General features: G+C 64.5%; 25 protein-coding genes. 14 read left to right on the top strand and 11 right to left on the bottom strand.

What is annotated here, in order from left to right:
* Positions 1 to 14 precede the first annotated feature (14 nt).
* Positions 15 to 404: a DUF7541 family protein gene (locus tag J0X27_RS17065; RefSeq protein ID WP_207270339.1), complete on the bottom strand. Its 390-nt coding sequence runs from the start codon at positions 402 to 404 to the stop codon at positions 15 to 17.
* Positions 405 to 711: 307 nt separating this feature from the next.
* On the opposite strand from J0X27_RS17065, the gene J0X27_RS17060 reads away from it, so the two are divergent.
* Positions 712 to 1656 carry an alpha/beta fold hydrolase gene (locus J0X27_RS17060; RefSeq protein WP_207270338.1) on the top strand — a complete coding sequence of 315 codons (945 nt, stop codon included), beginning with the start codon at positions 712 to 714 and terminating at the stop codon, positions 1654 to 1656.
* Positions 1657 to 1791: 135 nt separating this feature from the next.
* On the opposite strand, the gene J0X27_RS17055 is transcribed toward J0X27_RS17060, so the two are convergent.
* Together J0X27_RS17055 and J0X27_RS17050 are read right to left on the bottom strand one after the other, a co-directional pair.
* Positions 1792 to 2187, bottom strand: coding sequence for a Zn-ribbon domain-containing OB-fold protein (locus J0X27_RS17055; protein WP_207270337.1), 396 nt, complete (start codon positions 2185 to 2187; stop codon positions 1792 to 1794).
* A complete protein-coding gene (locus tag J0X27_RS17050) occupies positions 2184 to 3353 on the bottom strand; it encodes a thiolase C-terminal domain-containing protein (protein WP_207270336.1) in 1170 nt (389 codons plus the stop codon). Before J0X27_RS17050 ends, J0X27_RS17055 begins: the two co-directional genes overlap by 4 nt.
* Before the next feature lie 159 nt (positions 3354 to 3512).
* Between J0X27_RS17050 and J0X27_RS17045 the strand changes: the two genes are divergently transcribed.
* The 3 genes from J0X27_RS17045 (at position 3513) to J0X27_RS17035 (ending at position 6651) form a co-directional block, all read left to right on the top strand.
* Complete coding sequence (locus J0X27_RS17045) at positions 3513 to 4580, top strand: M42 family metallopeptidase (protein ID WP_207270335.1); 1068 nt, start codon at positions 3513 to 3515, stop codon at positions 4578 to 4580.
* 150 nt (positions 4581 to 4730) lie between these two features.
* Positions 4731 to 4976 carry a hypothetical protein gene (locus J0X27_RS17040; protein ID WP_207270334.1) on the top strand — a complete coding sequence of 82 codons (246 nt, stop codon included), beginning with the start codon at positions 4731 to 4733 and terminating at the stop codon, positions 4974 to 4976.
* Positions 4977 to 5031: 55 nt separating this feature from the next.
* Entirely contained in the window at positions 5032 to 6651 is a 1620-nt protein-coding gene (locus J0X27_RS17035) for an SLC13 family permease (RefSeq protein WP_207270333.1), read from the top strand.
* 633 nt (positions 6652 to 7284) lie between these two features.
* On the opposite strand, the gene J0X27_RS17030 is transcribed toward J0X27_RS17035, so the two are convergent.
* Positions 7285 to 8703, bottom strand: coding sequence for a heme o synthase (locus J0X27_RS17030; RefSeq protein WP_207270332.1), 1419 nt, complete (start codon positions 8701 to 8703; stop codon positions 7285 to 7287).
* Between the two features lie 148 nt (positions 8704 to 8851).
* On the opposite strand from J0X27_RS17030, the gene J0X27_RS17025 reads away from it, so the two are divergent.
* Positions 8852 to 9163 carry a DUF7410 domain-containing protein gene (locus J0X27_RS17025; RefSeq protein ID WP_224214535.1) on the top strand — a complete coding sequence of 104 codons (312 nt, stop codon included), beginning with the start codon at positions 8852 to 8854 and terminating at the stop codon, positions 9161 to 9163.
* Between the two features lie 24 nt (positions 9164 to 9187).
* Here J0X27_RS17025 and J0X27_RS17020 read toward each other — a convergent pair whose 3' ends face one another.
* Positions 9188 to 9469: a DUF7111 family protein gene (locus J0X27_RS17020; RefSeq protein WP_207270331.1), complete on the bottom strand. Its 282-nt coding sequence runs from the start codon at positions 9467 to 9469 to the stop codon at positions 9188 to 9190.
* Between the two features lie 107 nt (positions 9470 to 9576).
* Between J0X27_RS17020 and J0X27_RS17015 the strand changes: the two genes are divergently transcribed.
* A complete protein-coding gene (locus J0X27_RS17015; protein ID WP_207270330.1) occupies positions 9577 to 10482 on the top strand; it encodes a DUF3267 domain-containing protein in 906 nt (301 codons plus the stop codon).
* A gap of 46 nt (positions 10483 to 10528) precedes the next feature.
* Positions 10529 to 10813: a PadR family transcriptional regulator gene (locus J0X27_RS17010; protein ID WP_207270329.1), complete on the top strand. Its 285-nt coding sequence runs from the start codon at positions 10529 to 10531 to the stop codon at positions 10811 to 10813.
* A gap of 23 nt (positions 10814 to 10836) precedes the next feature.
* Here J0X27_RS17010 and J0X27_RS17005 read toward each other — a convergent pair whose 3' ends face one another.
* The 4 genes from J0X27_RS17005 to J0X27_RS16990 form a co-directional block, all read right to left on the bottom strand.
* Entirely contained in the window at positions 10837 to 10998 is a 162-nt protein-coding gene (locus J0X27_RS17005; protein ID WP_207270328.1) for a hypothetical protein, read from the bottom strand.
* 123 nt (positions 10999 to 11121) lie between these two features.
* On the bottom strand, positions 11122 to 12267 hold the full coding sequence (locus J0X27_RS17000) for an acyl-CoA dehydrogenase (RefSeq protein WP_207270327.1): 1146 nt from the start codon (positions 12265 to 12267) through the stop codon (positions 11122 to 11124).
* A 172-nt stretch (positions 12268 to 12439) separates the two neighbouring features.
* Complete coding sequence (locus tag J0X27_RS16995) at positions 12440 to 14092, bottom strand: long-chain fatty acid--CoA ligase (protein WP_207270326.1); 1653 nt, start codon at positions 14090 to 14092, stop codon at positions 12440 to 12442.
* Positions 14093 to 14272: 180 nt separating this feature from the next.
* Positions 14273 to 14914, bottom strand: coding sequence for an SDR family oxidoreductase (locus J0X27_RS16990; protein ID WP_207270325.1), 642 nt, complete (start codon positions 14912 to 14914; stop codon positions 14273 to 14275).
* Positions 14915 to 15078: 164 nt separating this feature from the next.
* On the opposite strand from J0X27_RS16990, the gene J0X27_RS16985 reads away from it, so the two are divergent.
* The 3 genes from J0X27_RS16985 to J0X27_RS16975 all read left to right on the top strand — a co-directional run bounded on the left by J0X27_RS16985 (position 15079) and on the right by J0X27_RS16975 (position 18929).
* A complete protein-coding gene (locus J0X27_RS16985) occupies positions 15079 to 16125 on the top strand; it encodes a phytoene/squalene synthase family protein (RefSeq protein ID WP_207270324.1) in 1047 nt (348 codons plus the stop codon).
* A 344-nt stretch (positions 16126 to 16469) separates the two neighbouring features.
* On the top strand, positions 16470 to 16685 hold the full coding sequence (locus J0X27_RS16980) for a hypothetical protein (protein WP_207270323.1): 216 nt from the start codon (positions 16470 to 16472) through the stop codon (positions 16683 to 16685).
* A gap of 414 nt (positions 16686 to 17099) precedes the next feature.
* On the top strand, positions 17100 to 18929 hold the full coding sequence (locus J0X27_RS16975) for a DUF11 domain-containing protein (protein ID WP_207270322.1): 1830 nt from the start codon (positions 17100 to 17102) through the stop codon (positions 18927 to 18929).
* Between the two features lie 126 nt (positions 18930 to 19055).
* Here the strand turns inward: J0X27_RS16975 and J0X27_RS16970 are convergent, their stop codons facing one another.
* Positions 19056 to 19673 carry a class I SAM-dependent methyltransferase gene (locus tag J0X27_RS16970; protein ID WP_207270321.1) on the bottom strand — a complete coding sequence of 206 codons (618 nt, stop codon included), beginning with the start codon at positions 19671 to 19673 and terminating at the stop codon, positions 19056 to 19058.
* Positions 19674 to 19978: 305 nt separating this feature from the next.
* On the opposite strand from J0X27_RS16970, the gene J0X27_RS16965 reads away from it, so the two are divergent.
* From J0X27_RS16965 to J0X27_RS16950, 4 genes are all read left to right on the top strand, one after another.
* Entirely contained in the window at positions 19979 to 20416 is a 438-nt protein-coding gene (locus J0X27_RS16965) for a DUF2085 domain-containing protein (RefSeq protein ID WP_207270320.1), read from the top strand.
* 60 nt (positions 20417 to 20476) lie between these two features.
* Positions 20477 to 20908: a TM2 domain-containing protein gene (locus J0X27_RS16960; RefSeq protein ID WP_207270319.1), complete on the top strand. Its 432-nt coding sequence runs from the start codon at positions 20477 to 20479 to the stop codon at positions 20906 to 20908.
* A 141-nt stretch (positions 20909 to 21049) separates the two neighbouring features.
* Positions 21050 to 21889, top strand: a complete 840-nt coding sequence (locus tag J0X27_RS16955) for an ion transporter (protein ID WP_207270318.1) — start codon at positions 21050 to 21052, stop codon at positions 21887 to 21889.
* Positions 21890 to 22404: 515 nt separating this feature from the next.
* Positions 22405 to 23787 carry an FAD-dependent oxidoreductase gene (locus J0X27_RS16950; RefSeq protein WP_207270317.1) on the top strand — a complete coding sequence of 461 codons (1383 nt, stop codon included), beginning with the start codon at positions 22405 to 22407 and terminating at the stop codon, positions 23785 to 23787.
* Between the two features lie 74 nt (positions 23788 to 23861).
* On the opposite strand, the gene J0X27_RS16945 is transcribed toward J0X27_RS16950, so the two are convergent.
* Positions 23862 to 24323 (bottom strand): pyridoxamine 5'-phosphate oxidase family protein, encoded by a 462-nt coding sequence (locus J0X27_RS16945; protein ID WP_207270316.1) that lies wholly within the window; start codon positions 24321 to 24323, stop codon positions 23862 to 23864.
* Positions 24324 to 24368: the final 45 nt, after the last annotated feature.

Raw genomic sequence — 24368 nt, 5'->3', positions numbered from 1 at the left:
TGACATCGATCATGCTATTCCCGTTGGGTACCGACGATCCCGGCTCCGACGATCGTCACGAGGCCGGCGAGAACGAGTGTCCCCCCGCGACTCGCCAGTCCCGAGAGCGACTCGAGGGGGCGAATCGGGATCGTCCCGCTCCCGTGAGCGACCAGTATCGCCCCGACGACGACGAACACGACGCCGAATTCGGCAGCGAGCACCAAGGGCCGGTCGACGTAGTCGGCGTCCGCCAGGATGCCGGCGACGCTCGCCGCGAACACGACGAGTCCGCCGACGGCGACGGGGACGAGGCCGACGACGATGCCGACCTCCGAACCGGCGAGCCCGACGGCCACGAGAACGGGCCACGGCCTCGCGGGATCGGCCGGTTCGGTCTCCCCAGGCCTCGAGTGATCGGTCATAGTCGGCGTTCCACATCCAGTCAGTAGTATCTAGTGCCGTCTCAAGCCTGCCACTCCAGTACCGAACCGACACCCACTCGCGGCCATGCTCGAGTCGACGGACGCGTGGGAGGGGACTGTTCCCCCGATCGAACGGACCGTTCGGCGTCCGCGGCCTTCGACTGGCTACCGGTCGCTCGAGCGACCGGCTCGAGTAGTCGACCCGCCACCGGTTACGGGACCGTGCAGTCGGGCTGACGGCCGACCTTCCCGCTCGTAGCGAACCCAAACCAGAGACCTAAGGCCGTTGACCGCTTACGGCCTCCGTATGAAAGCACGAGCCGTCCTCGGTGGCGCTCTCGGCGCGGTCGGTGGCGCTGTCGTCGGTAACTACCTCCTGAAACGACGTGCGAGCGACCTCGAGAACCCGCTGCCCGGTATCGAACGGACGTATCGCTGGCGCGGGATCGAAACGACGTATACCGTCGCTGGCGACCCGAACGATCCGGATATGCTTCTGGTCCACGGGATCTACGCGGGTGCGAACAGCCACGAGTTCGCGCCGATCGTCGAACAACTGGCAGCGGACTACCACGTCTACGCCGTCGACCTCCCCGGGTTCGGTCGGTCCGAGCGACCGCCGCTGGTCTACTCCGCCGACCTCTATGGCGAGTTCGTTCGCGATTTCGCGGGGGAGATCACCGACGAACCGATCGTGGTCGCCTCGTCGCTGTCCGGCACGTTCGTCGTCGAAGCCGCCGACGAGACCGAGTTCGAACGGCTCGTCCTGATCTGTCCGACCGGCGAGACGGCCGAGGAGCGACCGTGGCTCCGCACCCTGCTGCGGGCACCGATCGTCGGCACGACGCTGTACAACCTGCTCGCGAGCAAGCCGTCGATCCGGTACTTCTACGACCGGGACGGCTACTACGATTCCGATCGGATCGACGCGGACGAGGTCCAGTACGCCTGGAACAGTGCCCACCAGCCCGGCGCACGCTACGCTCCTGCCTCCTTCGCCGCGGGCACCCTCGACCCGGCGTTCGACCTCGGGACGGAACTGGCCGCCCTCGAGCCGCCGACGACGTTGGTCTGGGGCCGGGACGCCGAACTCGTCCCGCTCCGGGACGGTCGCGACCTCGCCGAGGCGGCGGACCTCGATCTGGTCGTCATCGACTACGCGACGCAGTTGCCCCACGCCGAACATCCCGACAAGTTCGTCGAGTACCTGAGTGCGGAACTGCCACGAGCCGATTTCGACGCGCACGAATAGTCACGTCTCGGCCGTCGTTTCTCTCCGCGGACTCGACCTTCGGCAGCGATTCCGGCTTCCCGTCGGCACCTCCCAGTCGTGACGCCGAGCGGGGCAACAGGATCAGTCCCGCGAGGAAAACAGTCGTTCCCGACCCTAGACCGGGCGAAGTGAGAGTACGCGCTCGCCCGTCGTCTCCGAAACGGTGATCTCGAGTTCGACGGTCAGGCCGGTCTCGACGTCCTCGAGATCGATCCCGACGAGCTGTCCGGTCAGGGAAACGGGGCCGAAGTCGACGACGGCCGTCGCATACGGGGCGTCTTCCGCGAAGGCCGGCGTCGGGACGTGAGTCACGGTAAACGTCCGCACGTCGCCGGTGTCGGGGAGGTCTGCCTCCGCGAGGTCGGTCGAGCCACAGTCGGGACAGACGCGTCGCGGTGGGAGGGAACCGTGGCCGTTGGCACACTCGAGGTAGGTGGCGTCGCCATCCGCGGCGGCGGCGAGCCACTCGTCGAAGCCGGCGTCGGCGACGTCGGATTCACCGTCGGTCATCGGTCGCTCACCTCCAGGACGTGAACGGTCGCGCTCGCGACCGTCCCACCTGCGTTGTGGGCGACGCCAGTGGTTGCACCGTCGACGTACTCGCTGTTGGGGTGCTCACCCGCCAGTAGATCGGTCACTTCGGCGATCTGTGACGCACCGGTCGCGCCGACCGGATGGCCTTTGGCTTTCAACCCGCCCGAGAGGTTGATCGGCGTCTCGCCGTCGCCAGTCGTCCGCCCGTCACGGGCCGCCGAGATTCCCTCGCCGATCGGTTCCAGATCCAGTGCCTCGAGTGCGAGCACTTCGGCGATGGTAAAGCAGTCGTGGACCTCCGCGAGGTCCACGTCGCCGGCGTCGACACCGGCGTCGGCGTAGGCCTCTTCGCCCGCCTCCCGTGCGGCCGGTGAGCGGGCGAGGTGCTCGCGGTCGTGGAGCGCCATCCGGTCGCCGCCCTGTCCGGTGCCGGTGATCGAGACCGGTGCCTCGAGGTCGTGGTCGTCGGCGTAGGACTCGCTCGTCAACACGAGCGCGGACGCGCCGTCGGAAATCGGGCAGGCGTCGTAGAGTCCGAGCGGTTCCGAAACTGGCGGTGCCTCGAGGACGTCAGAGACGTCGATCGCCTTCTGGTACTGGGCTTTGTCGTTGCTCAGTGCGTTTTCGTGGTTTTTGACGGCGATGTGTGCCAGATCCTCGCGCTCGCCGCCGAACTCCTCGAAGTACGCTCGGGCCATCAGCGCGTACGCGCCGGGGAAGGTCACGCCGGCCCGTACCTCCCAGAGGTCGTCCGCGGCGATCGCGAGCGCTTCGGTCGCACCCGCGGTACCGAGGTTCGTCATTCGTTCCGCACCGCCGACGAGCAAGACGTCGTTTTCGCCGTTCCGGATCCGTGTGACCGCCTCACGGACCGCAGTCCCGCTCGAGGCACACGCGGACTCGTAGCGGGTCGCCGGGGCCTGGACGCCGGCCGCTTCGGCCATCAGGGGGCCCTGGTGGCCCTGATGTTCGGAAAGTTCGCCCATGAAGTTGCCGTAGAGGACCGCTTCGACGTCCTCGCGGGGAACCTCGCTGTCCTCGAAAGCGGTGATGCTCGCTTCGGCAAAGAGATCTCGGCTCGTCCGTTCGGGGCTGTTCCCGAACGAGGTCAGCCCTGTGCCTGCAACGCGTACGTTACTCATATACACGCCAGTAGTGGACGGATCCGTTAATACTCCGCGGTTGAGAACCGCCATCACAGCTGACTCGTCGCTGCCGACAGCAAACCCCCGCCCACCGCGGTTACACCTGCTGACGCGCGTTTCCACGGGCTTTTATTCCGTCACGCCACATGTGACGCCATGACATCCGCTCCCTTCGATTGGGATCTCCTGAAAGCATTGACGGAGACCAGTGGCGTCCCCGGCTACGAGGACCGCGTTCGCGACCTCGTCGTTCGGGAACTCGAGGAATCGGTCGACCGCGTGCGAACCGACGCGATGGGGAACGTCGTCGGGACCCTCGAGGGTGACAGCGAGTATTCGGTGGCCGTCGCCGCACACATGGACGAGATCGGCTTTATGGTCCGTCACGTTCGCGGGGACGAAGACGGCTACGGCTTCGTCGAACTCGATGCGCTCGGGGGCTGGGACGCACGCGTTCTCAAGGCCCAACGCGTGACCATCCACGCCGAAGACGGAGACGTTCCGGCCGTCATCGGCTCGCCGCCGCCCCACACGCTCGACGACGAGCGAAAAGAGAAGACGCCCGAGGTCGAGGACGTCGTGGTCGATCCCGGCCTCCCCTACGAGGAACTCGACGACCGCGTTACCCGCGGTGACCTCGTCACGACGTGCCAGACGACCGAACGCGTCGGCGAGACCATCACCGGGAAAGCGCTCGACGATCGGGTCTGTCTGCTCGCGATGCTCGAGGCCGCCCGCGAACTGACGAACCCGGCGGTAACGATCCACTTCTGTGCGACCGTCCAGGAGGAGGTCGGACTCCGGGGTGCACGCGCCCTCGGCGTCGATATCGACCCCGACCTCGCGCTCGCGATGGACGTCACCGTCGCCAACGACATCCCCGGCTTCGACGACGGCGAACACGTGACGGAACTCGGCGAGGGCACCGCGATCAAGCTCAAAGACTCGAGCGTCATCACGAACCCGAAACTCCACGGCCGCCTCCAGTCGCTCGCCGAGGAGGAAGGGATCGAGTACCAACTCGAGATCCTGCCGTCGGGTGGTACCGACACCGCCGGCTTCCAGCAGGCGGCCGGCGCGAAACCGGTCGGCGCGATTTCGGTCCCGACGCGGTACCTCCACACCGTGACCGAAACCGCCCACGTCGACGACGTCGCGGCGACGATCGACCTGCTCGAGGCCTTCCTCGCGACCGAAGACGGGCAGTACGAGTACACGCTGTAAACGGTCGGGCGACGGCCCCGGCGTGCACGCCGGGCGCGACGGTTCGTGACGGTTACGAGCCGTTCGCGAAGGCCGAACGCGACCGATTCCACCGCTGCCTGACGGAACGCATTTCAGGCCCCCTTGGTATTTCTCTCGTAACTGACGCTCATGGATGCTTCCGACCTCCCCGACCCCGAGGGCATCTCTCCACTGGCGTGGCGACTCCTCCGTGTCGCGGCCGGATACGAACAGCGAGCAGTCGAACGGGAGATAGACGACCTCATGCAGGCACACCTCTCGATGCTCGAGAGCGGGAACCGGTCCCTGTCTCGACCGCGCCGGGAAACGCTGCTGGAACTCTACGCCGCGGAACTCACTGCCGAACAGGTGTGGGCGATCGTCGACCACTTCTAGGGGCGCTCTCGAATGGAAGGGCTTAAGATCCGTAATGATAATTCCCTCTGTATCAATGATACACCGACTCTTGGGTGGCCTAAACCGTCGAATATCCCTATTCGCCCTCGCAACGATCGGGACGGTAGCAATCGCGGCCGCACCGTCGCCGTCGGGACTATCGATGACGGGCCAGTACGCACTCGCGACGATGTTCTTCGCCGGGTTCCTCTGGGTCACCGGCGCACTACCGCTCGCGGTCACCGCCCTGACGATCCCCGTCTTGCTCACGGGGACCGGCGTCTACGACTCGATGGACGCGGCGCTCGTCGGATTCGCCGATCACATCATCTTCCTGTTCCTGGCCGGGTTCATGCTGGCCAACGGGATCCAGAAGTACGACATCGACCGTCGGATCGCGCTGTACTCCATCGCCAAGATGGGCAGTTCGCCGCGGCGGCTGATCTTCGCGATCATGGGCGTGACCGCCGTGTTGTCGATGTGGGTTTCCAACACCGCGACGGCCGCGATGATGATGCCGATCGCGGTCGGCGTTCTCACCCAGGTCCTCGATCGAGACGATCTCGCGTCCTCGGACGAGCAGGACCGGGCGAGCGACGCCACCGAAACGGTCGCCGACGGCGGTGACGTCGAGTCGACGGCCGCGTTTACGAACCTCCAGATCTCGATGCTGCTCGGGACCGCCTACGCCGCGAGCGTCGGCGGCGTCGGAACGATCATCGGCACGCCACCGAACGCGATCCTCGTCGGCCAGCTCAACGCCATTCTGGACTACGAGATCGGGTTCGCCGACTGGTTCCTCGTCGGGTTTCCGATCGTCGTCGTGACGTTGCCGCTGGTCTGGTTCCTCCTGACGTACGTACTGTACCCGCCCGAGGTGCCGGACGTCGAGCGGGCGCGAGCCACCGCCCGGGAACAACTCGAGGCCGAAGGGGACCTCGATCCCCGCGGGAAACGGATGGCGGCGATCTTCGCCGTGACGGCTGGGCTCTGGATGCTCGGCGGGCTGGGCGACCTCTTCGGGCCGTACCTCCCGGACGTCTGGACGACGACCGTGTTCGGCGGCGAGGGCATGACGGTCTTCGGTGTCGAGGGCCATCAGGGGCTGCTCTACTACGTCATGGTCGGCGTCGCGGCGGTCCCCGCGCTCGTCCTGGCCGACACGATGGAGTGGGAGGAACTGGTCGACATCGACTGGGGGACGCTGTTGCTGTTCGGCGGCGGCATCTCCCTCGCGAACGCGCTTGCGGACACGGGTGCGACGGAGTGGATCGCCGACACTGTGTTCGGCGGGCTCGTCGGCGCGCCCATTCTCCTCGTCATCGGCGCAGTCGTCCTGGTGGTCATCTTCCTCACGGAGATGACGTCGAACTCCGCGACGACCAGCATCATCGTCCCCATTCTGATCAGCCTCGGGAGCGTCTTCTCGGCGACGCTCGGGCTGACGGACTTCTCGACCGCGCTCTTCCTCTCGGTCGCCGGTGCGATCGCCGCGAGCTTCGCCTTCGCGCTGCCGGTCGCGACGCCGCCCAACGCCATCGTCTTCGGCAGCGGGTACGTCGAACAGCGCCACATGCTCCGGGCGGGACTGGTCCTGAACGCGGTCATGACGGTCGTGCTGACGGCCATCATCTGGTTCCTGTTCACCTTCGTCTGGCCGCACCTGCTCTGGTGAGCCGCCCCGAGGACAAGTGGTTCGGGACCGGAGTCTCGCTACCGTGGGGAACGAAGCTCTCGAGAGGGCGGCGAAATCCCGGTTTCGCTCGCTCACGGACGATGAAACGTTTTCCGATCGATCTGTTCGCGGTGGGCTCTCGCTCTCTCAGTGAACCGCCTCGGGGTCACGCCCCGAGGAACCCGGCCTGCTTTTTGTGTAGATCGTGACACGGGTGCGTTTCCAGAAGTCCGCTCGAAACCGAGTCGGGAAATGCTGTCACGACAGGTACGTACCGGGCACGTCTCACCCGTGACTCCCTGAATATCTTTTTTATTTGATATAGGTATTTACGCCTGATTGTGATACGACGGCGTATGGAGCCCAGAGTTGAACGCCGGTGTCATATATTGATCGGCAGTTCGCTGCTTCTACTCACGGTCGGTATCGGGTACTGCGTTATCGTTGGGACTTGTTTGGCTGACTTCCTGGTAGTGATCGCAGGACTCTTGCTCGGATGGGTGGGGTTGTTCTACTGTGTCGGGAACTCCTCCATCTGGGGGCCGTGACACTATCGCAAAGGTGCTAATAGATCGCCCTTGGAGGTCACAGTACGCCCGATACGTACTCCGTAGTCTTGACGGGTCCTCACAGTCAGAACGCGAGCGCGTCGACGAGGATCGCGACCAGCACGGCCCCGAGGAAGGCGTTGGAGGCGTGGAACGATCGGAACGCCGCGACCTCCGTCTGTTCGAAGTGGAGGCGAACGGCGGCCCAGAGGAAGATCCCCCCGAAGAGGACGACCGTCGCCGCGTACAGCGCGCCGAGTTCGGTGATCGTGGCCAGCGCGATCGTGCCGACGAGCGTCGCGGCGATGTAATAGAGGATGTGTTTTCTGGTGACGGTCCTGCCGCGGACGACCGGCATCATGGGGAAGCCGCCGCGGGCGTAATCCTCGCCGTAGGCCAGCGCGAGGTTGTAGAAGTGGGCCGGCGTCCACAGGAAGATGACGCCCGCGAGGGCGAGTGCCGGCCAGCCGATCTCGTTCGTGACGGCGGCCCAGCCGATGAGTGCGGGTAGCGCGCCCGCGAAGCCGCCGATGACCGTGTTCTGGACGGTGTTCGGCTTGAGGAGGAGCGTGTAGACGACGCTGTAAAACAGGATTGCGGCCAGCCCGAGTGCCGCGGCGAGGCGATTGATCGTCAGGAACGCAGCCAGCGACGCCGCGGTCAGCGTGAGGCCGAAGGCGAGCGCGTTCCGAACGGGGATCAGATCGACCGCGAGCGGACGGTCGGCCGTTCGTGACATCTTCTGATCGACGTCGCGCTCGAGGAGGTGGTTGAACGTCCCGGAGGCACCGATCGCGAGGACGCCCCCGCCGAGCGTCGCGACGATGGTGTACGTGTCGAGAACCGGGTCGGCGGCCAGGGCCATCCCGGCGGCGGCGACGAGACAGAGCAGCCACATCAACCGCGGTTTCATCATCTTGAAGTACGCGAACGCGGTCAGCCGAGCGCGGGCCAGGCGACTCGAAGGGAGGGTCCGCGCGGCCCCAGCGGGGACGTCCTCCCCGATCGGGTCCGGCGAGTCGATGGCGTCGTCCTCGCTGCCGGTCGCGAGCTCGAGGTCCCAGGCCAGCGCGAGGACGATCCCCGAGAAGATCACGAGCCCGAGCACGAGGTGGAGTCCAGGGACGATCGCGGCGGGGCCGATCGTCGCCGTGACGGCACCGACGCCGATCTGGACGACGTAGAGCACGGCGGCGACGACGAGCGTCGCTCGGACGCGACGCGAGACGTCACCGAGCGTCGCGGCGACGGCGGTCGTGGCGACGAGCAGGCCGACGACGACCGCAGTGAGCCGGTGGGCCCACGCGATCGCGAGTTCGGTCTGGTTCAGCGGATCGACCGGCGCGTGACAGCCCGGCCACGTCGAACACGACGCGGCCGCGTTCGTCAGCGATGTCGTCGCGCCGACGATCAACAGCAAATAGACGCCCAGCGCGGTCGCTGCAAGCAGTGCGGAGAAGCGGCGTCGTGTACCGATCGGGCGTGGAAACGACTCTGTTGACACGGCTATTCTCGTCTACACCGTTTGACTCCGCGTATTTAGGGCTCCCGCTTTTTCCCACCGCTGGGGATCGACCGGGGTGTAGCGGTCGGCAGGACCGCTCTCGAGCGCAGCCCAAAGAACGATCCAGCCGGTCGTCGTAGCTCCCACCGTGTCCGGCGACCCGCGCGGCCACGCACCTGCGGTCGAGAGCGTCCCCGAAGAGCGATTCGAGAGCGATGCTCGCGGCGGTCACCCCCCCGTTCGGTGTCCGTACTGCGACCGCCCGTTTCGCCGGGCGCGATACGAGTCGCTTCACCGCGGCCTCGAGCACTCCGAGCGGCTCTCGGACCGTGAGCGTGCGGCTGCCGAGCGGGCCGCCCGGACGGAGCAGGCGGCGTATCGCCGCGTTCGACTGTATGCCCTCGCTACCCTCGTGTCGCTGTACTTCGGCCTGTTGATCGTCGCCGCGTTCGTCGTCTGATCGCCCCCGGGCGGCGACGGCGGCTCACATCCCCATATCCGCGGCCGCATCCGGAATCGGCAGTTCGTGGGGCGACACGCCGAGCAGCTCCCCGGCGTGATCGAGCGCCATGTCGAACCCGTAGTAGCGCTCGAGTTCGTCCCCGTCCGCAGTCGGCCGCACTTTCAACATCGCGTACCCCTCGTGATTCTGTGCGATCGCGGCTGTCCGCCCTCCGTTGCCGTCGAACGCGAGGACCCGTTCCGTCTCCGTTTCGTCGTAGGTGGCCGTGATGCCGTTGGCGTCGGCCGTCCGGTCGTCGGTCATGGCCGGTACTCGGGACGCAACGACCGGGAACCTGTCGGTTCCGGTCGCGCTCTCCGGTGGCGGCCGACATCGACACCGATTTTTCGATCCCCTTCGACGACCGTCCCGTGAGCCGTTCGGAACCCGCCGCGGTCCGCCGCCCACTCGCCGCGTTTCGACTCACTCGAGCGGTCGCGCTCCAGTGGCTGGTCGTCTCCGGCGTGGGATTCTTCGGCTTTGCGTACGCCTTCGGACACCTCCTCGCCTGGATGCGTGGCACCTCGCTCGAGCCGATCGTGATCGCGCCGTCGTCGCCGCCGACGATCGCGGGCTGGTTGGCCGTCTCGCTTGGCCTGCTCGTTTGCGTGGTCGTCCCCCACGAACTGCTCCACGGCGTCTTCATGCGCAGGTACGGCGACAGTCCACGGTACGGCATCGGCGTCTCCTACTTCGTGTTGCCCTACGCCTACGCCGAAACCAGCGGGGCGAGCTACACCCGCAATCAGCTGCTCGTTGCCCTGCTTGCCCCGTTCGTGGGGATCACTGTCGTCGGGCTCGCCGCGATGACCGTCGTCCCCTCTCCCCTGTTGATCGTGCCGCTGGCGGCGAACGCGGCCGGCTCGATCGGCGATCTCTGGATGGCCGCCGTCCTCTGTCAGTATCCCGCCGACGTTCGCGTGGGCGACCCGCCCGGCGGCGTTCGCGGATTCGGGATCTACGGTCCGGACGAGCGGTCCGTGAGCCGCCTGCCGGGAACGAGGCTCCTGTCGCGGTTCCTGACCGGCACCGTCGGAACCCTCGTCACAGTCACAGCCTACGCCCTCCTGGTCGTGTTCCTCTCGCTTGCGTTCGGCTCCGGCGACGTCGTTCTCGGCGATCCGGATCGAGGCTGGCTGCTCTTCCGTCACGACCGCCAGCCCGGCGGCACCGCCGTCCTCGAGATCGGTGACCGCACCCTGATCGGCACGGCCGTCCTCGGTGGACTCGCGTGGACAGTCGTCGGGGCCGTCCGGCGACGACTCCAGGGCGAGTAGGACGGAAACCGTAACGCTCGAGCGCCTCGGCGTCGACGACCGTGCCATGACCAAGTGGCTCCGGAGCGGCCGCCGCCGAGACATCTGTCTCCTGCTCGTGGCGGCGGACGACGAACTGCGCGGCCAACAGCTCAAATCCCGCCTCGAATCCCACTACGACGACCGGCTCGAGCCGAAGTCGTTCTACGGCTCGCTGTCGGCGCTCGTCGATGCCGGCTTCGTCGCGAAACGAACCGAGGGACTCCACGACGTGTACGCGCTGACCGACGGCGGGGAGCAGCGAGTTCGAGAGCACTACGAGTGGGTTCGGGAGTGTCTGGAGGGCGAGTGACGACACCGTGGTGGCGGCTGCGGTCAGTCGAGAGACGGATTCCTGAATAGGTGCACGACGACGTAGATCGGGAGCGCGAACAGCAATACGAACAACGGGATCATCGCGCCCTCGGCTTCCCTGCCGAACGTCCGCACGATCAGCGTATATGCGATGATCGCGAGGAACAGCTCCGTTCGATCCATACGTCGACTGTATCCCGACTTGTTGTAAGTGTTCTGGAACGAAAATCGTGGAAAAATTCGGCCAGCGAAGCGCTTCGGCGGCCGGTCCGCGAGCGGCTACTACTCAAGCGCCGGCTCGAACGGCTACTCCTCGAGCAACTGATCGCCGATCGTGTTGCGCAGCACCTCGCTGGTTCCCTCGTAGATCTCGTTGAGTTTGGCGTCGCGGTAGAACCGCTGGGCGGCGAAGTCCTTGGTGTAGCCGTAGCCGCCGTGGATCTGGATGCCCTCGTTGGCGACCTCGCGGCTGACTTCCGAGGCGTAGAGCTTCGCCTGCGAGGCGTCCTTGATGTAGTCCTCGCCGCGGATCTTCTTGTCCGCGGCCTTGTGCATGAGCATCTTCGCGGCCTGGATCTTGGTGTCCATGTCCGCGAGCTTGTGCTTGATCGACTGGAACTCGCCGATGGGCTGGCCGAACTGCTCGCGCTCGCCGGCGTAGTCGCGGGCCTCCTCGAAGGCCGCGCGGGCGATACCGACACCGCGGGCGGCGATCGTGATCCGACCGCCGTTGAGCGTCTTCAGCGCGTGGACGAAGCCGTCACCTTCCTCACCGAGCCGGCGCGATTCCGGGATCCGAAGGTCGTCGAATCGGAGTTCGGCGGTCGGACAGCCCTTGTCGCCGAGTTTGTCCTCGGTGCCTTCGACGATGAAGCCGTCGTCCTCCTCGGGGCGGACGATAAAGGAGGAGATACCCTTGTTACCCGCATCCGGGTCCGTCTTCGCAAAGAGCGTGACCGTGTCCGCCACGGAGCCGTTCGAGATCCAGAGCTTCCCGCCGTTGATGACGTACTCGTCGCCGTCTTTCTCGGCGGTGGTCTCCATCGCCGGCACGTCGCTGCCCGCACCGGCCTCCGAGAGCGCGAACGCACCGATGTCCTCCCCCGCGGCGACGGGCGTCAGGAACTCCTCTTTCTGGGACTCGTCGCCGAACTCGTAGAGCATGTTCCCCGCCAGCGAGGTGTGAGCGGCGACGATCGTCCCCAGCCCGCCCGAGCCGCGGGCGATCTCCTCGAGGCCGATCGCATACGAGTGATAGTCCAGCCCGGCACCGCCGTACTCCTCCGGGAAGGGCATCCCCATCAGCCCCAGTTCGGCCATCTCGCTCACGAGGTCGGCGGGGAACTCGTCGTCGTGGTCGATCTCCTCGGCGACGGGGACGACCTCCTCGTCGACGAACTCCGACACCATGTCTCGAATCTGTTGCTGCTCGGCCGAGAGTGCAAAGTCCATACCCGAAATTAGGAATCGTGATCCTTTACTGTTCTCTCTTTGCTCTATCGTGTCTCTCAGTACCACGATAGGACACGTCGTGCAGTAGTGTCTCGACCGGCGGTAGTCGACGGCGAACCGCACTCGAACCCGGTACGAACGCGGAGCCACGAAAAATCGGCAGCCGCTCGCCTCAGTTCTCGTCCGGCGCGGCGTCTTCCGGAACCTGCCCCTCGACGAGGGACTGGTCGGCGTACTCCTCGCGGATGTCCTTCTTCGAGAACTTGCCCGTCGCCGTCTTGGGCACTTCCTTGATGAACTCGATCTCGTCCGGGAGCCACCACTTGGGGTACTCGTCGGCGAGCATCTCGTTGATCTCGGCGACGAGCGCGTCCCGATCGGCACCCTCGGCGGGAACGACGAACGCGACCGGTCGCTCCTGCCAGCGCTCGTGGGGCACGCCGACGACGGCCGCCTCGGCGACGCCGTCGTGGGCCATGATCGCGTTCTCGAGTTCGACCGAGGAGATCCACTCGCCGCCGGACTTGATCACGTCCTTCTCGCGGTCGACGATCTTGATGTAGCCGTCCTCGTCGACGGTGACGACGTCGCCGGTCTTGAGCCAGCCGTCCTCGAAGTCCGTCTCGTTGGCCTCGGGGCGCTTGAAGTACTCCGTCGTCACCCACGGCCCGCGGATCCACAGTTCGCCGAACTCCTGTCCGTTCCACTCGATCTCCTCGCCGTCGTCGTCGATGACCTTGAACTCGAGACCGGGAACGACCAGCCCTTGCTTGCCCCGCTTTTCGACCTGCGTGTCGTAGTCCGCGTTCTGCAGGTCGGACTTGAGGTGCGAGACCGAGCCGATCGGAGCCATCTCGGTCATCCCCCAGGCGTGAAGCACCTCGACGCCCTGGGTGTCGAACCACTCGATCATCGATTTCGGTGCCGCCGAGCCGCCGACGATGACGGTATCGAGCGTCGAGAGGTCGACGTCGTTCTCCGAGCAGTACTCCATCAGTCCCAGCCAGACGGTCGGGACGCCCGCGCTGATCGTCACGCCCTCGTTTTCGATGAGGTTCGCGAGGTCTTCGGGCTCGGGAGAGGGGCCGGGGAAGACCTGTTTGGCCCCGCCGGCGGTCGCCGTAAACGGCATCCCCCAGGCGTTGACGTGGAACATCGGCACCACGGGCATGACGACGTCGTCGTCGGCCATCGGGATCCCCTGTGGCGTCTGGGAGGCCATCGTGTGGCTCCAGAGCATCTGCTGGGTGTATTCGACTCCTTTCGGGTTGCCGGTCGTCCCCGAGGTGTAACACATCCCCGCGGGCTGTTCCTCGTCGACGTCGGGCCAGTCGTAGTCGGTCTCGTGGCCCTCGATGAACGACTCGTAGGGCGTCGCCTCGAGGTCGTCGGCCGGCTGGCTGCCCATGACGACGAAGTCGACGCCGTCGAACTCGTCGTCGGCGTCGGCGACGGCACCCGCGAGTTTCGGTGCGAGCGACTGGTCGACGAAGATCAGTTCGTCGTCGGCGTTGTCGACGATGAACTGAATGTGTGCGTCGGGGAGCAGTGGGTTGATCGTATGGAGCTGTGCCCCGATCGATGGCACGGCGAAGTACGTCTCGAAGTGACGGGAGTGATTCCAACAGAAGGTCCCGACCCGGTCACCCTCCTCGATCCCGTACTCGTCGAGCGCGTTCGCGAGTTGGCTCGTTCGATCCTCGTACTCACCGTACGTGTATCGTTGCATCCCGTCGTGATTCCGGGAGACGATTTCCGTATCGGAATACAGCTTGCTTGCCCGCCACAAGAACGGCCGAAGCGTTTGATCTGTACCTGCTGGCATTTCGTCTTACATAGAGGGACAAATACTGTATTATTCTTTCCATACATACGCTGGCATTCGTGTGTATCTTACAGATGATAATATGTAATATGGAAAACATAATGAAAATATATTCGCCACCGAGCGCCCATGATAGCCAGAGCAGGCTGCTATCGTCTGTGCAGTCCGTCAACGACGGGGTCAGCTCGAGCCGACGGTCTCGAGTGCGTCCTCGATCGGGTCGTCGCCCGACAGGATCTCGAACGTCTCGCCGAAGACGGGTTCGAAGTCGATCGCGGCCACGAGCGTCCGCGCGACGTCTTCGCGGGGAATGTCTCCTGATCCCAGCTCGAGCCCTGTGCCGGCCCGAATCTCACCGGTGCCGGGCTCGGTGGTCAACTCGCCCGGACGGACGATCGTGGCGACCAGCTCGCTGTGTCGAAGGTACTCGTCGGCCTCGGCTTTGGCGATCAGGTAGTCCCGAAGCGGCTCGGGTCCCGCCGCCGGGTCGTCGGCACCCATCGAACTGAGCATGACGAACCGGTCGACATCCGCCGCGATCGCGGCGTCGATCAGGCTGATCGCACCGTCCCGATCGATGCCGTAGACGTCCTCGCCGCCCGAGCCGGCCGCGAAGACGACCGCGTCACAACCCTCGACCGCGTGATCGACCGCTTCGGTCAGGTCCGCGACGACCGGCTCCCCGCCCAGCTCCCGCATCTCTTCGGCCTGGGATTCCTCTCGGATCATCGCTCGAGCGGTGTCGTCACGCTCGGCGAGTCGTTTCGTCACGTGCTGTCCGACCTGTCCGTGAGCGCCGGCAACGAGTACGGTCCGGGTCATGGTATCGCTTCGCCGGTCTCCCCCATACGACTTGTGCTGGCTCCGCTGGGTTCGCTCTCGTCGACGCCGATCCTCCAGGTTCCACGTCGCGTCAGCCACCGGTCGGAAGATCACGCCGCGACCGGGGTGTTTTTCCCGGATGGTCACCAAACTAACTCGAGTAGATGACCACGGGCCAGCCCGAACCCCCCACTGACGCCGATCTCGAGTGGTGTTACGACGCGGTTCACGGCGTTTCGCGGACTTTTTCGATCACGATCGATCGGCTCGAGGAGCCGATGGCCAGACACATCTGTGTCGGCTACCTCCTCTGTCGGATTGCTGATACGATCGAGGATGCGGGGCATATTCCCCCGGAGACACAGACCGAACTGCTCGCGGCGTACGACCGGTTGCTCGATCCCGACGCGTCGGGATCGGTCGCGGCGTTTATGAACGACGTCGAGCCGTGGATTCCCGACGAGCGAACGGAAGACTGGAAGGTCGTCGCCGAAACACCGCGGGTCCTACGAACGTTCGAATCGTTCGACGAGGAGCCCCGCGAGATCATGCGCGGACCGGTCCGCGAACTCGTCGACGGAATGGCGATGTTTACCGATCGGTACGCCACCGAGGGCGGGCTCCGGCTCCAGACGATCGAAGAACTCGAGGAGTACTGCTGGTACGCCGCCGGCACCGTCGGGACGCTGATCACCGGACTGGTCGCCCGTGGCACCTCCCAGGACCGAGCCGACGAGATGCGGGAGAACGCCCGCTCGTTTGCCCTGCTCTTGCAACTGGTCAACATCGCGAAAGACGTCGAAGACGATTACCACGAGGAGAACAACGTCTACCTCCCCGCCGAGTGGCTCGCTGCGGAAGACGTCGACGCCGAGTCGGTCACCGACGAAGCCCACCACGGTGGCGTCACGAACGTCATCAAGCGAGTGACGGGCCGCGCCGAGCGATACCTCGACGATGCCCAGCGCTACCTCGAGGTCGTGCCCGAACGCCACGGCAACCGGCTCTCGGCGTGGGCGATTCCCTACCTGCTGGCGGTCGGGACGCTCCGCGAACTCCGCGAGCGCCCCGAGGACGTCGTCCGCGAGGGCGATGTCAAGGTCTCCCGCGCCGAGGTGTACGCCCTCCTCCAGCAGTTCGAGGACGGCGTTTCGCGGTCGAGGCTCGACGAACTTCGCTCCACGATGTCGGAACAGCCCCTTCACCAGTAGCGGGCGGTCCGACGGCGTACTCGTGGCTCTCTCGAACGGTCTCGGCTCGACCGCGGTCACGGCGAAACCGTGGTCGGTCGTCGAACCCGTGTCATCGTGGGGCCCAGCCGAACGGATTCCCGATCGAGCCGGTGCCCGTCGACCCTGACGCCGACTCCGACGAAACGGGCCGTTTTACCGGATTCTGCTCCCCGTATTCCCGGTGCTGATTTCTAGCGGTGAGAGTCGCCCTGAACGTTTATCCCCGAGGTCCGAATAGGAGCGCGATACAGCTGCCGGACGGCCAGGGAGCAGCCCGACTCCGTTGACGAGCACCGCTTTCGACGAACCCGACACGTGCCGATATGAACGCCCAACACCCCTCTCAGTCCGATACCGAACCGACGGTCGACCGAACGACGACACGAACGCCGCCGCCCCCCTCGAGCGATCACACGGATTCCCGACGGGCGATCGATCGTGCCCCGCGAACCTTCTCCCATCGGCGGGCGGGGCGACTCGAGAACCTGATCGACGAGTGGAACGCGGCGTTTGCAAGCGGGACTCCACGGAACTCCTGACGACTCCGTCTGCGAGCGCGAAGGTATTCCTGGAACGCCAAATGAGGGCCTCCCGGAACGCCGGGTGGGAGCCACGTTCGGGAGGACAGTTTTTCCACCGGCGACAGGGTCGACGGGGCACTCCGACGGGATCGATACGGCGACCAACCGGGCAGTGTCGATCCCCGAACCACGACCATATATCAAATAAACATATATTCAATGGGAAAGTATTTATCAGCTTCTCGCCCACCTACAGCAGGTCGCACTCGGTTGTTGTCGAGACGACGATAACAGGCCGAGTCGCAGAGAGTAACCAATGATCTCCAGACACAGTAGGCAGCGGCGGCACCGTGCAGACCCCTCCCGACAGGGACGGTGGGACGACACCGTTTCGAACTCGCGATCACAACCGGGCGACGACTCGAGGTTCCGATGACCGACGAGGGGTCGATCTCTCGAAGGCGCATCCTTCGGGCGATGAGCGTTGGTAGTGGCGTGGCAGTGGCCGGCTGTCTCGGCGGTGGTGGGGGCGGATCCTGTACCGATCTCAGTCTCGATCTCCGGACCGGGACGACGAACGGCACGCCCGATACGTTCGGGACGACCGACTCCGAGTGGCGCGTCGTCAGTTCACCCGACGGGACGACGGGACAGGCAGTGAGCGTCGAGCCGGTTGATCCGTGGGTCACGCTGCCGACCGCAAACTGGATCGATCCGTACGGCACCGGTGGGTGGCCGACCACTACGGACCCCCTCGGAGACTACGTCTACGAGATCGATTTCGAGGTCCCGGAGGACTGGAGCGACGAACAGTGTGAACTCCGGATCCACCAGTGGTCGGTCGACGACGACGCGACGATCGAACTCGAGGGACCGTCCGGAACGGTGACCCTCGCCCAGGACTCGGGTCACGCGACGCTGAAAGGGCCAGTGACCCAGCCGGTTAGCCCCGGTCAGTACACGCTGAGAGCCGAAGTGGCCAACGCCATGACGGTCACCGGGCTGTTGATCGACGCGGAGTTGGTCTGTACCTGTGACGACGAGCCGAGCGACGAGGCGTGTGATCTCTCGATAGCCAAAGAACACGTCGGAGACGGAAGCCCGGTTGCAGTCGGCGAGACGACCGAATTCGAGATCACGGTCTGTAACGACGGCGACGGTACGTGCCGGCCGGGCCCCGTCACAGTCGTCGACGACCTGCCCAACGGACTGTCGTCCGTCACCCATACCGGCAGCGGCTGGAACTGTACCGAAAGCGGCGGGGTCGTCACCTGCGAACACCCCAACACGAACGGCCTAGGCCCCGGGGACTGTCTGCCGACGCTCACGCTCGCCGTCGACGTCGTCGGCGGCGACGATATGGACGACCGGATCGTCAACTGTGCCACTGTCAAGCAGGGGGACGCGAGCGCGAGCAACAAGAGCGACTGTGCGACGGTCCCGATCGTGAGCGACGGAACTGGGGACGGCGCGTGCGATCTGGCGATCACCAAGACCCACGACGGAACGCACGTCACGCCGGGAGACACGACGACGTTCGAGATCAGCGTTTGCAACGACAGCGAGCACCGCTGTCGCGGATCGGTCTCGGTCGTCGATCCGCTCCCGAACGGTGTGAGCTTCGTCTCCGGAAGCGGGAGCGGCTGGACGACCGCGGACAACAACGGGGTCGTTACCGCTACCCATCAGAACAGCGCCAGTCTGGCACCCGGAGACTGCCTGCCGACGCTCTCCCTCGAGGTCGAAATCGGCTCGATGGACGAAACGGGCGATGCGATCGTCAACTGTGCGAGCATCGACGGCGACGATGCCGACCCCGACACCAACCGCAGTTGTACCACTGTCCCAGTTCGTCCCGCCAGCGACGGCTGTGACGGCCTCGAGATCGAAAAGCGGACAGGCGACCAATTCAGGTACGGACAGCAGGCGACATACGAGATCGACGTCTGTAATACCAGCAAGCGACACTGCGATGGCCGTATTACCGTGACTGACGACCTTCCGGGCGGAATTTCGTTCGTCTCCGCGTCCGGGAGCGGCTGGAGCGCCTCGGTGGCCGGCGGAACCGTCACTGCGGTCCACTCGAACGCCACCGGACTCGGACCGAGTGACTGTCTCCCGACGCTCACGCTAACCGTCGACGTCGCACCGGCAGCCCAGTTCCCCGGCGGCTCCGACGGTATCCGCAACTGTGCTCGGCTCTTCACCGACGGCACCGTCGTCGACGAGGGGTGTGTCTCTCACGTGATCACGAACGAGTAGGCACGGATTGTACTTCGTGCAACACTGGTTTCTCGGTCCCAAGACGGGATCGTTCCAGCATCCGGCGGCTATCGAACCGACTGTTCATCCCGCCGGAACGATCACAGTGCTCAGCGGCCAGTCGCGTTACTGTTGGGGAGGACGGAACGCTCGAACGGTATCCCGCTTGTCGGATCTGGCGGCGACCTCGACGAACCCCAGATCGGTGAACACGCGGTTCCAGTTGCGGTGATACAGGGGAAACTCGTCGTCGACGTATTTCACGTCGGGTTCGGCCGACTCCGAGTCGTCGCCCTCGTTCTCGATCGTGATGAGGAGATCGTCGGTGATCCGGGCCAGATCCTCGAGTACCCCCTCGGCCTCCGGGGGAAGGTGCTGGAGCGTCTCCACCGAGTAGACGACGTCGAAGTGACCGTCCGCGAACGGTTCGATGGCGGCTTCGATCGTGTCGTGATAGAACGTGCCGGTCGCGGCGAGGTCGGGATAGGTCTCCGCCATCACGTCGAACGCGTCGTCGTTGACATCGATACCGGCCAGGTTCTCGAACCCGTGTTCGAGCAGGTACGCGAGGTGGCGACCCGAACTACAGCCGACTTCGAGAATAGCGGCCTCTCGATCGACGAACCGCTCGAGGATACTGCGGACGGACTCGCTGCGATGGTCCGCCCCGTAGTCGGCGTAATACTCCGGCGAGTACACCCCGGACCGTTCTGCCCACTGTCGGTGGACCTCCTTAGAATTCACGTGTACTATCCCCGGCGCGCACCTAAAGTCTAGTCGACTCGTCCCGGTCATCGCCGACCGTTGTCGTGTGGTCGGCAGCCGACGGCGGATCGAATTGCTCGACGAACCGCCCGGCGAGTGCTATCGACGGCAGTCGGGATCGGCTCTGAGCGATGACGGACTCCCGAGATCGGCTGTGAGTGGAGCGCAGGGCCCCCTCTCGTCCGGACAGCGCACCGATGGTGGAACCGCCCACGAGAGGGCAGTCCAAGCCCGTCTCGCCGCTCGTCCAGTAGATACATGTCGTCTCTCCGAGAGGGACGACTATGCGGATCGATACCGCAGAACTACGAGAGGGTCTGGCCGAAACGCGACGATTCGCGCTCGCACACCATCTCCCGTCCGAACGCTATCGGTGCTATTCACCCGTTCTGTTGGGCCGTCGCGTTCATCTCTGTGCGAGATGCCTGGGAATCTATCCCGGACTCCTCGCGGGCTTCCTTTCGCAGTTCCTCGTGTTTCGAGAAGCGGATGCCCTTCTCGTCGTCGCGTTATTTCCACTCCCCGCTCTCATCGATTGGGCAGTCACGACGTTTCGTGATCGTCGGGGCTACAACGGCGTTCGGACCGTGACCGGTGCGTTACTCGGCTACGGCTACGGCCTTGGCCTCTCGTTGGTACTGTTCGAATCGAATCTGGCCGTTCTCGGAATCGGTAGCTGCTATGGAATTATAGCCGTCGTGTCGATATATTACGCGTGGTGACTGGATTGCAAACGATCAGTTACTTATGTCGAGTATACGAATCTATCACGAGATAAAAATATGAAGCACTGCATCAATTGCGGCGAGCAGATCGACGACGAAGCCGAGGTGTGCACCAACTGCGGGGTCAATCAGCAAACGTCTCTCGAGAGCGGGCACGAAGACCGAGGCGAAAACGAGAAGTATTGTATTAATTGCGGCGAGTTGATCAATAAGCAGGCGGAAGTGTGTCCGGACTGTGGCGTTCAACAACCCTCTCTCGGCGGTACCGACTCGGAGAAGGTCGCGGCCGGCGTTTTGGCGCTGTTGCTCGGCGGATTGGGCGCACACAAGTTCTATCAGGGCAACGTGAAACTCGGCGTCATATACTTGTGCTTCTTCTGGACCGGTATCCCCGCACTGCTCGGTCTGATCGAAGGGATTCTGATATTGGTCGCCGACGACGCCGAATACGAGGCGAAGTACGCCGACGGGAGCCTCCTCGGACGATAAGGCCGTCGACCGACGACGCCACCCGTAATATATTTTCTCTCGACGATCCCGAGCGATACCGGATCCGCCACGCTCGATTCGTCGGTTTCGGACCGGTAACCAGAGAACCTACCTGTCCCGCTCGAGGAATGTGCCCATCGAATGTCCACTGATCCGTCGCCCACGGGCCACGACTGGCGCGACCTCGTCCGCTATTATCTGTTGGATCACCGGACCCCGCTCGGGAAGGCGATCGACATCGTCCTGTTGGCGTTGAACCTCGTGTTCGTCGTCGTCTTCGTCGCGGAGACGTATCCGCTTCCCGCCGGCCTACAGGTCGTCCTCTGGCGGCTCGAGGTCGGTATCGCCGCCGTGTTTCTGGTGGAGTACGTGCTCCGACTGTACGGTGCCAGGGATCGCCTCGAGGAGGTCCGAAACCCCTACGCCGTGGTCGACTTGCTTGCGATCCTCCCGACGCTCCTCGTAGTGGTCCTGCCGGGAGTCGCGACGGTCGCCAACATCGGTTTTCTCCGTTCGGTCCGGGTCGTTCGCGTGCTTCGATTCTACCGGTTTACGCAGGACGCGGAGTTTTTCTTCGGGACGATCTCGGACGACGCGTTGCGGGCGCTGAAACTACTGTTGACGGTGCTGGTACTGCTGTTCGTCTCCGCGGGCCTGTTCTACAGCGTGGAACACGTTGTCAATCCCGATGTCCGAACGTTCGGCGACGCCTTCTACTACGTCGTCGTGGCGCTGTCGACCGTCGGGTTCGGGGATATCGTACCGGTGACGACTGCGGGACGGTGGGTCACGGTGGCGTCGATCCTGGCCGGGATCATCGTCATCCCCTGGCAGGCCAGCAAGATCGTCCGCGAGTGGACCGACAGGGAGAAAGTCGACATCACGTGCCCGAACTGCGGCCTGTCACACCACGACCCGGACGCCTCACACTGCAAGGCGTGTGGCCACGTCATCTATCAGGAACACGATTCGCGCAGCTAGATCGACCGTCGTAATCTCCTTGGCGAGACGGTTCTCGATCGGCAACTGTAGATCTCTCGAGTGGACTGACTGCCTCGAGACGCGACAGAGTACCGTTCCACCCGTCGACAGCGGGGCCGGCGGGGATCGGACCGCCGAATTCGACTCCCCAGTGCAGGCGTGGACCGCCACTGGCGGTTCACGAACGGGCCAGTATCGGTCTCGAGTACCGCCGTCGCCGGGGCAGCCCCGATAGTACGTCGACTGTCGATACTGCTGCGGGTGAACGACACCGTCCGGGCCCGATCAGGCGAGGAAAGCGGTAATCAGTGGCCAAAAACGCGGCTCATGAACGATCCTCGAGTTACCTTATATGGGCATTTCAGCGTCTGAAACGCGATTCTTCGGCACCGCTCGCATACCCGAACCTACAGTCGTCGATGGGGGAGTCGACGATCAACGAAAGCCCGATCGAAAAAATATGAGTTATCAGTGTGGAGTCGAGCGTATGCAATACAGAGCCACACGATCCAACAATGTCTGGTAAATACGACTTGGTAATCGTCGGCGGCGGTATCAGTGGCGCGTCCCTGTTGTACACGACCGCGAAGTTCACTGATATCGACTCGATCGCGCTGATCGAGAAGGAATCCGAGATCGCAGCGATCAACTCTCACCACACGAACAACTCCCAGACCCTCCACTTCGGGGACATCGAGACCAACTACACGCTCGAGAAAGCCGAAGAGGTCAAAGAGGGCGCGGAACTCCTCGCGGGATACCTGGAGAACTACGATCCCGACCGGGAGATGCACGCCAAGCGCAGCAAGATGGTGCTGGGCGTCGGCGAGGAAGAGGTCGACAAACTCGAGCAACGCTACGAGGACGAGGGCTTTGGCGACCTCTACCCGAAACTCCGCCCGATCGACCGCGAGGAGATCGGCGAGATCGAACCCAAGGTCGTCGAGGGGCGCGACCCCTCCAAGGATATGCTCGCGTTGCAGACGCCCGACGGCTACGTCGTCGACTACGGCGAGACGACGAAGTCGTTCGTCGAGGAGGCGGAAGCAGAGGCGGCCGTCGACGTCTTCACCGGGACGGAAGTCACGGACATCACGCCGACGCTCGATGGCTACACGATCGAAACGGACGCTGGACGCTTCGACTGCGACGCCACCGTCGTCGCCGCCGGCTCCCACAGCCTCCAGATGGCCAAGGAACTCGGCTACGGTCAGGACAAGGTCCTGCTCCCCATCGCGGGGAGCTTCTTCCTCGCGGACGATTTCCTGAACGGCAAGGTCTACACGCTCCAGATGAAGAAACTGCCTTTCGCCGCGGTCCACGGCGACGCGGACGTCCACGACGGCAGTATTACGCGGTTCGGACCGACCGCGAAACTCGTTCCGACGCTCGAGCGGGGTCGCATCTCCACTGTCGAGGACTTCCTCGACGTGTTCGGACTGAACGCGGCGGCGTTTTTGAGCTACGCCAACATCCTCTCGGACCGGATCCTCCTGCCGTACGTGCTCCGCAACCTCGTCTACGACCTCCCCGAGGTCGGCCGGAAACAGTTCCTGCCCCACGTCCAGAAGGTCGTCCCGAGCGCCGAACTCGAGGACATCGAACGCGCGAAAGGCTACGGCGGCGTCCGACCACAGATCGTCGACACCAAGAACAAGTCCCTGGACATGGGCGAGGCCAAGATCGTCGGCGACGACGTCATCTTCAACATCACGCCGTCGCCGGGTGCCTCGACGTGTCTCAAAAACGCGATGCGGGATACGCACACGCTGCTCGAGTTCCTCGACGGCGAGTACGAGTTCGACGAGGAGGCGTTCAGGTCGGAGACGATCGACAACTTCCCGCGTGCCGACGAGTCCGACGATCCGAAAGTGGTGACGCCCAGCGCTGACGACTGATTCGGTCACCCCTCCCAAGTGACTGGAGTCGTCGCCAGAACTGCTGTCCGGAGCGGAGACTGCGATTCTACCCGTCAGGTCGATTCGTCGTCCGAGTCCGCACGCATTCGATCGGCGTAGTCCCAGCTGTAGATCTCTCGAGGCTCGATTCGAATCCCCACCTCCTCACGATCGTCGGCGAGCAACCACTGTGCGAGCGACGAGTCCGCCCCGCCGAGGTAGCGTTCGACGAGCTCCCGCAGGACCGGCTTGCCGTCGGGAGCGATGTCGACGGTTCCGTTCCCTCTGATTCCCCGATAGGGAATACGGTTCGTCGAGATGTCGAAGGCGATCTCCGGATCGTGACGAAGGAACCGGACGATGTCCGCGTTCGCTCCCGTCGCACACTCGAGCGACCCGTTTCGGTAGCGATACCACAGCGTGACGACCCACAGCGATCCGTCGGGCCGGTGCGTGGCGATCCGGATCGGAATCGTCGCCTCCTGTAGAAAGGCCTCGACCTCGTCTTCAGTCCAAGCGCCACGGAAGTCGGTCATACTCGAGCCGTTCGCGTCGGAGTTTGAAAAAGTTCGACCCCAACG

Source organism: Natrinema longum (assembly GCF_017352095.1).
Classification (GTDB): domain Archaea; phylum Halobacteriota; class Halobacteria; order Halobacteriales; family Natrialbaceae; genus Natrinema; species Natrinema longum.
Note: the sequence above shows the minus strand (reverse complement) of the source record. Positions and strands in the feature narration are given on the sequence as shown.

What these genes read in the sequence shown, in the direction of transcription:
- J0X27_RS17065 (WP_207270339.1), bottom strand. Translation starts at nt 404, where the DNA reads ATGACCGATCACTCGAGGCCTGGGGAGACCGAACCGGCCGATCCCGCG.
- J0X27_RS17060 (WP_207270338.1), top strand. Translation starts at nt 712, where the DNA reads ATGAAAGCACGAGCCGTCCTCGGTGGCGCTCTCGGCGCGGTCGGTGGC.
- J0X27_RS17055 (WP_207270337.1), bottom strand. Translation starts at nt 2,187, where the DNA reads ATGACCGACGGTGAATCCGACGTCGCCGACGCCGGCTTCGACGAGTGG.
- J0X27_RS17050 (WP_207270336.1), bottom strand. Translation starts at nt 3,353, where the DNA reads ATGAGTAACGTACGCGTTGCAGGCACAGGGCTGACCTCGTTCGGGAAC.
- J0X27_RS17045 (WP_207270335.1), top strand. Translation starts at nt 3,513, where the DNA reads ATGACATCCGCTCCCTTCGATTGGGATCTCCTGAAAGCATTGACGGAG.
- J0X27_RS17040 (WP_207270334.1), top strand. Translation starts at nt 4,731, where the DNA reads ATGGATGCTTCCGACCTCCCCGACCCCGAGGGCATCTCTCCACTGGCG.
- J0X27_RS17035 (WP_207270333.1), top strand. Translation starts at nt 5,032, where the DNA reads ATGATACACCGACTCTTGGGTGGCCTAAACCGTCGAATATCCCTATTC.
- J0X27_RS17020 (WP_207270331.1), bottom strand. Translation starts at nt 9,469, where the DNA reads ATGACCGACGACCGGACGGCCGACGCCAACGGCATCACGGCCACCTAC.
- J0X27_RS17010 (WP_207270329.1), top strand. Translation starts at nt 10,529, where the DNA reads ATGACCAAGTGGCTCCGGAGCGGCCGCCGCCGAGACATCTGTCTCCTG.
- J0X27_RS17005 (WP_207270328.1), bottom strand. Translation starts at nt 10,998, where the DNA reads ATGGATCGAACGGAGCTGTTCCTCGCGATCATCGCATATACGCTGATC.
- J0X27_RS17000 (WP_207270327.1), bottom strand. Translation starts at nt 12,267, where the DNA reads ATGGACTTTGCACTCTCGGCCGAGCAGCAACAGATTCGAGACATGGTG.
- J0X27_RS16995 (WP_207270326.1), bottom strand. Translation starts at nt 14,092, where the DNA reads ATGCCAGCAGGTACAGATCAAACGCTTCGGCCGTTCTTGTGGCGGGCA.
- J0X27_RS16990 (WP_207270325.1), bottom strand. Translation starts at nt 14,914, where the DNA reads ATGACCCGGACCGTACTCGTTGCCGGCGCTCACGGACAGGTCGGACAG.
- J0X27_RS16985 (WP_207270324.1), top strand. Translation starts at nt 15,079, where the DNA reads ATGACCACGGGCCAGCCCGAACCCCCCACTGACGCCGATCTCGAGTGG.
- J0X27_RS16980 (WP_207270323.1), top strand. Translation starts at nt 16,470, where the DNA reads ATGAACGCCCAACACCCCTCTCAGTCCGATACCGAACCGACGGTCGAC.
- J0X27_RS16975 (WP_207270322.1), top strand. Translation starts at nt 17,100, where the DNA reads ATGACCGACGAGGGGTCGATCTCTCGAAGGCGCATCCTTCGGGCGATG.
- J0X27_RS16965 (WP_207270320.1), top strand. Translation starts at nt 19,979, where the DNA reads ATGCGGATCGATACCGCAGAACTACGAGAGGGTCTGGCCGAAACGCGA.
- J0X27_RS16960 (WP_207270319.1), top strand. Translation starts at nt 20,477, where the DNA reads ATGAAGCACTGCATCAATTGCGGCGAGCAGATCGACGACGAAGCCGAG.
- J0X27_RS16955 (WP_207270318.1), top strand. Translation starts at nt 21,050, where the DNA reads ATGTCCACTGATCCGTCGCCCACGGGCCACGACTGGCGCGACCTCGTC.
- J0X27_RS16950 (WP_207270317.1), top strand. Translation starts at nt 22,405, where the DNA reads ATGTCTGGTAAATACGACTTGGTAATCGTCGGCGGCGGTATCAGTGGC.
- J0X27_RS16945 (WP_207270316.1), bottom strand. Translation starts at nt 24,323, where the DNA reads ATGACCGACTTCCGTGGCGCTTGGACTGAAGACGAGGTCGAGGCCTTT.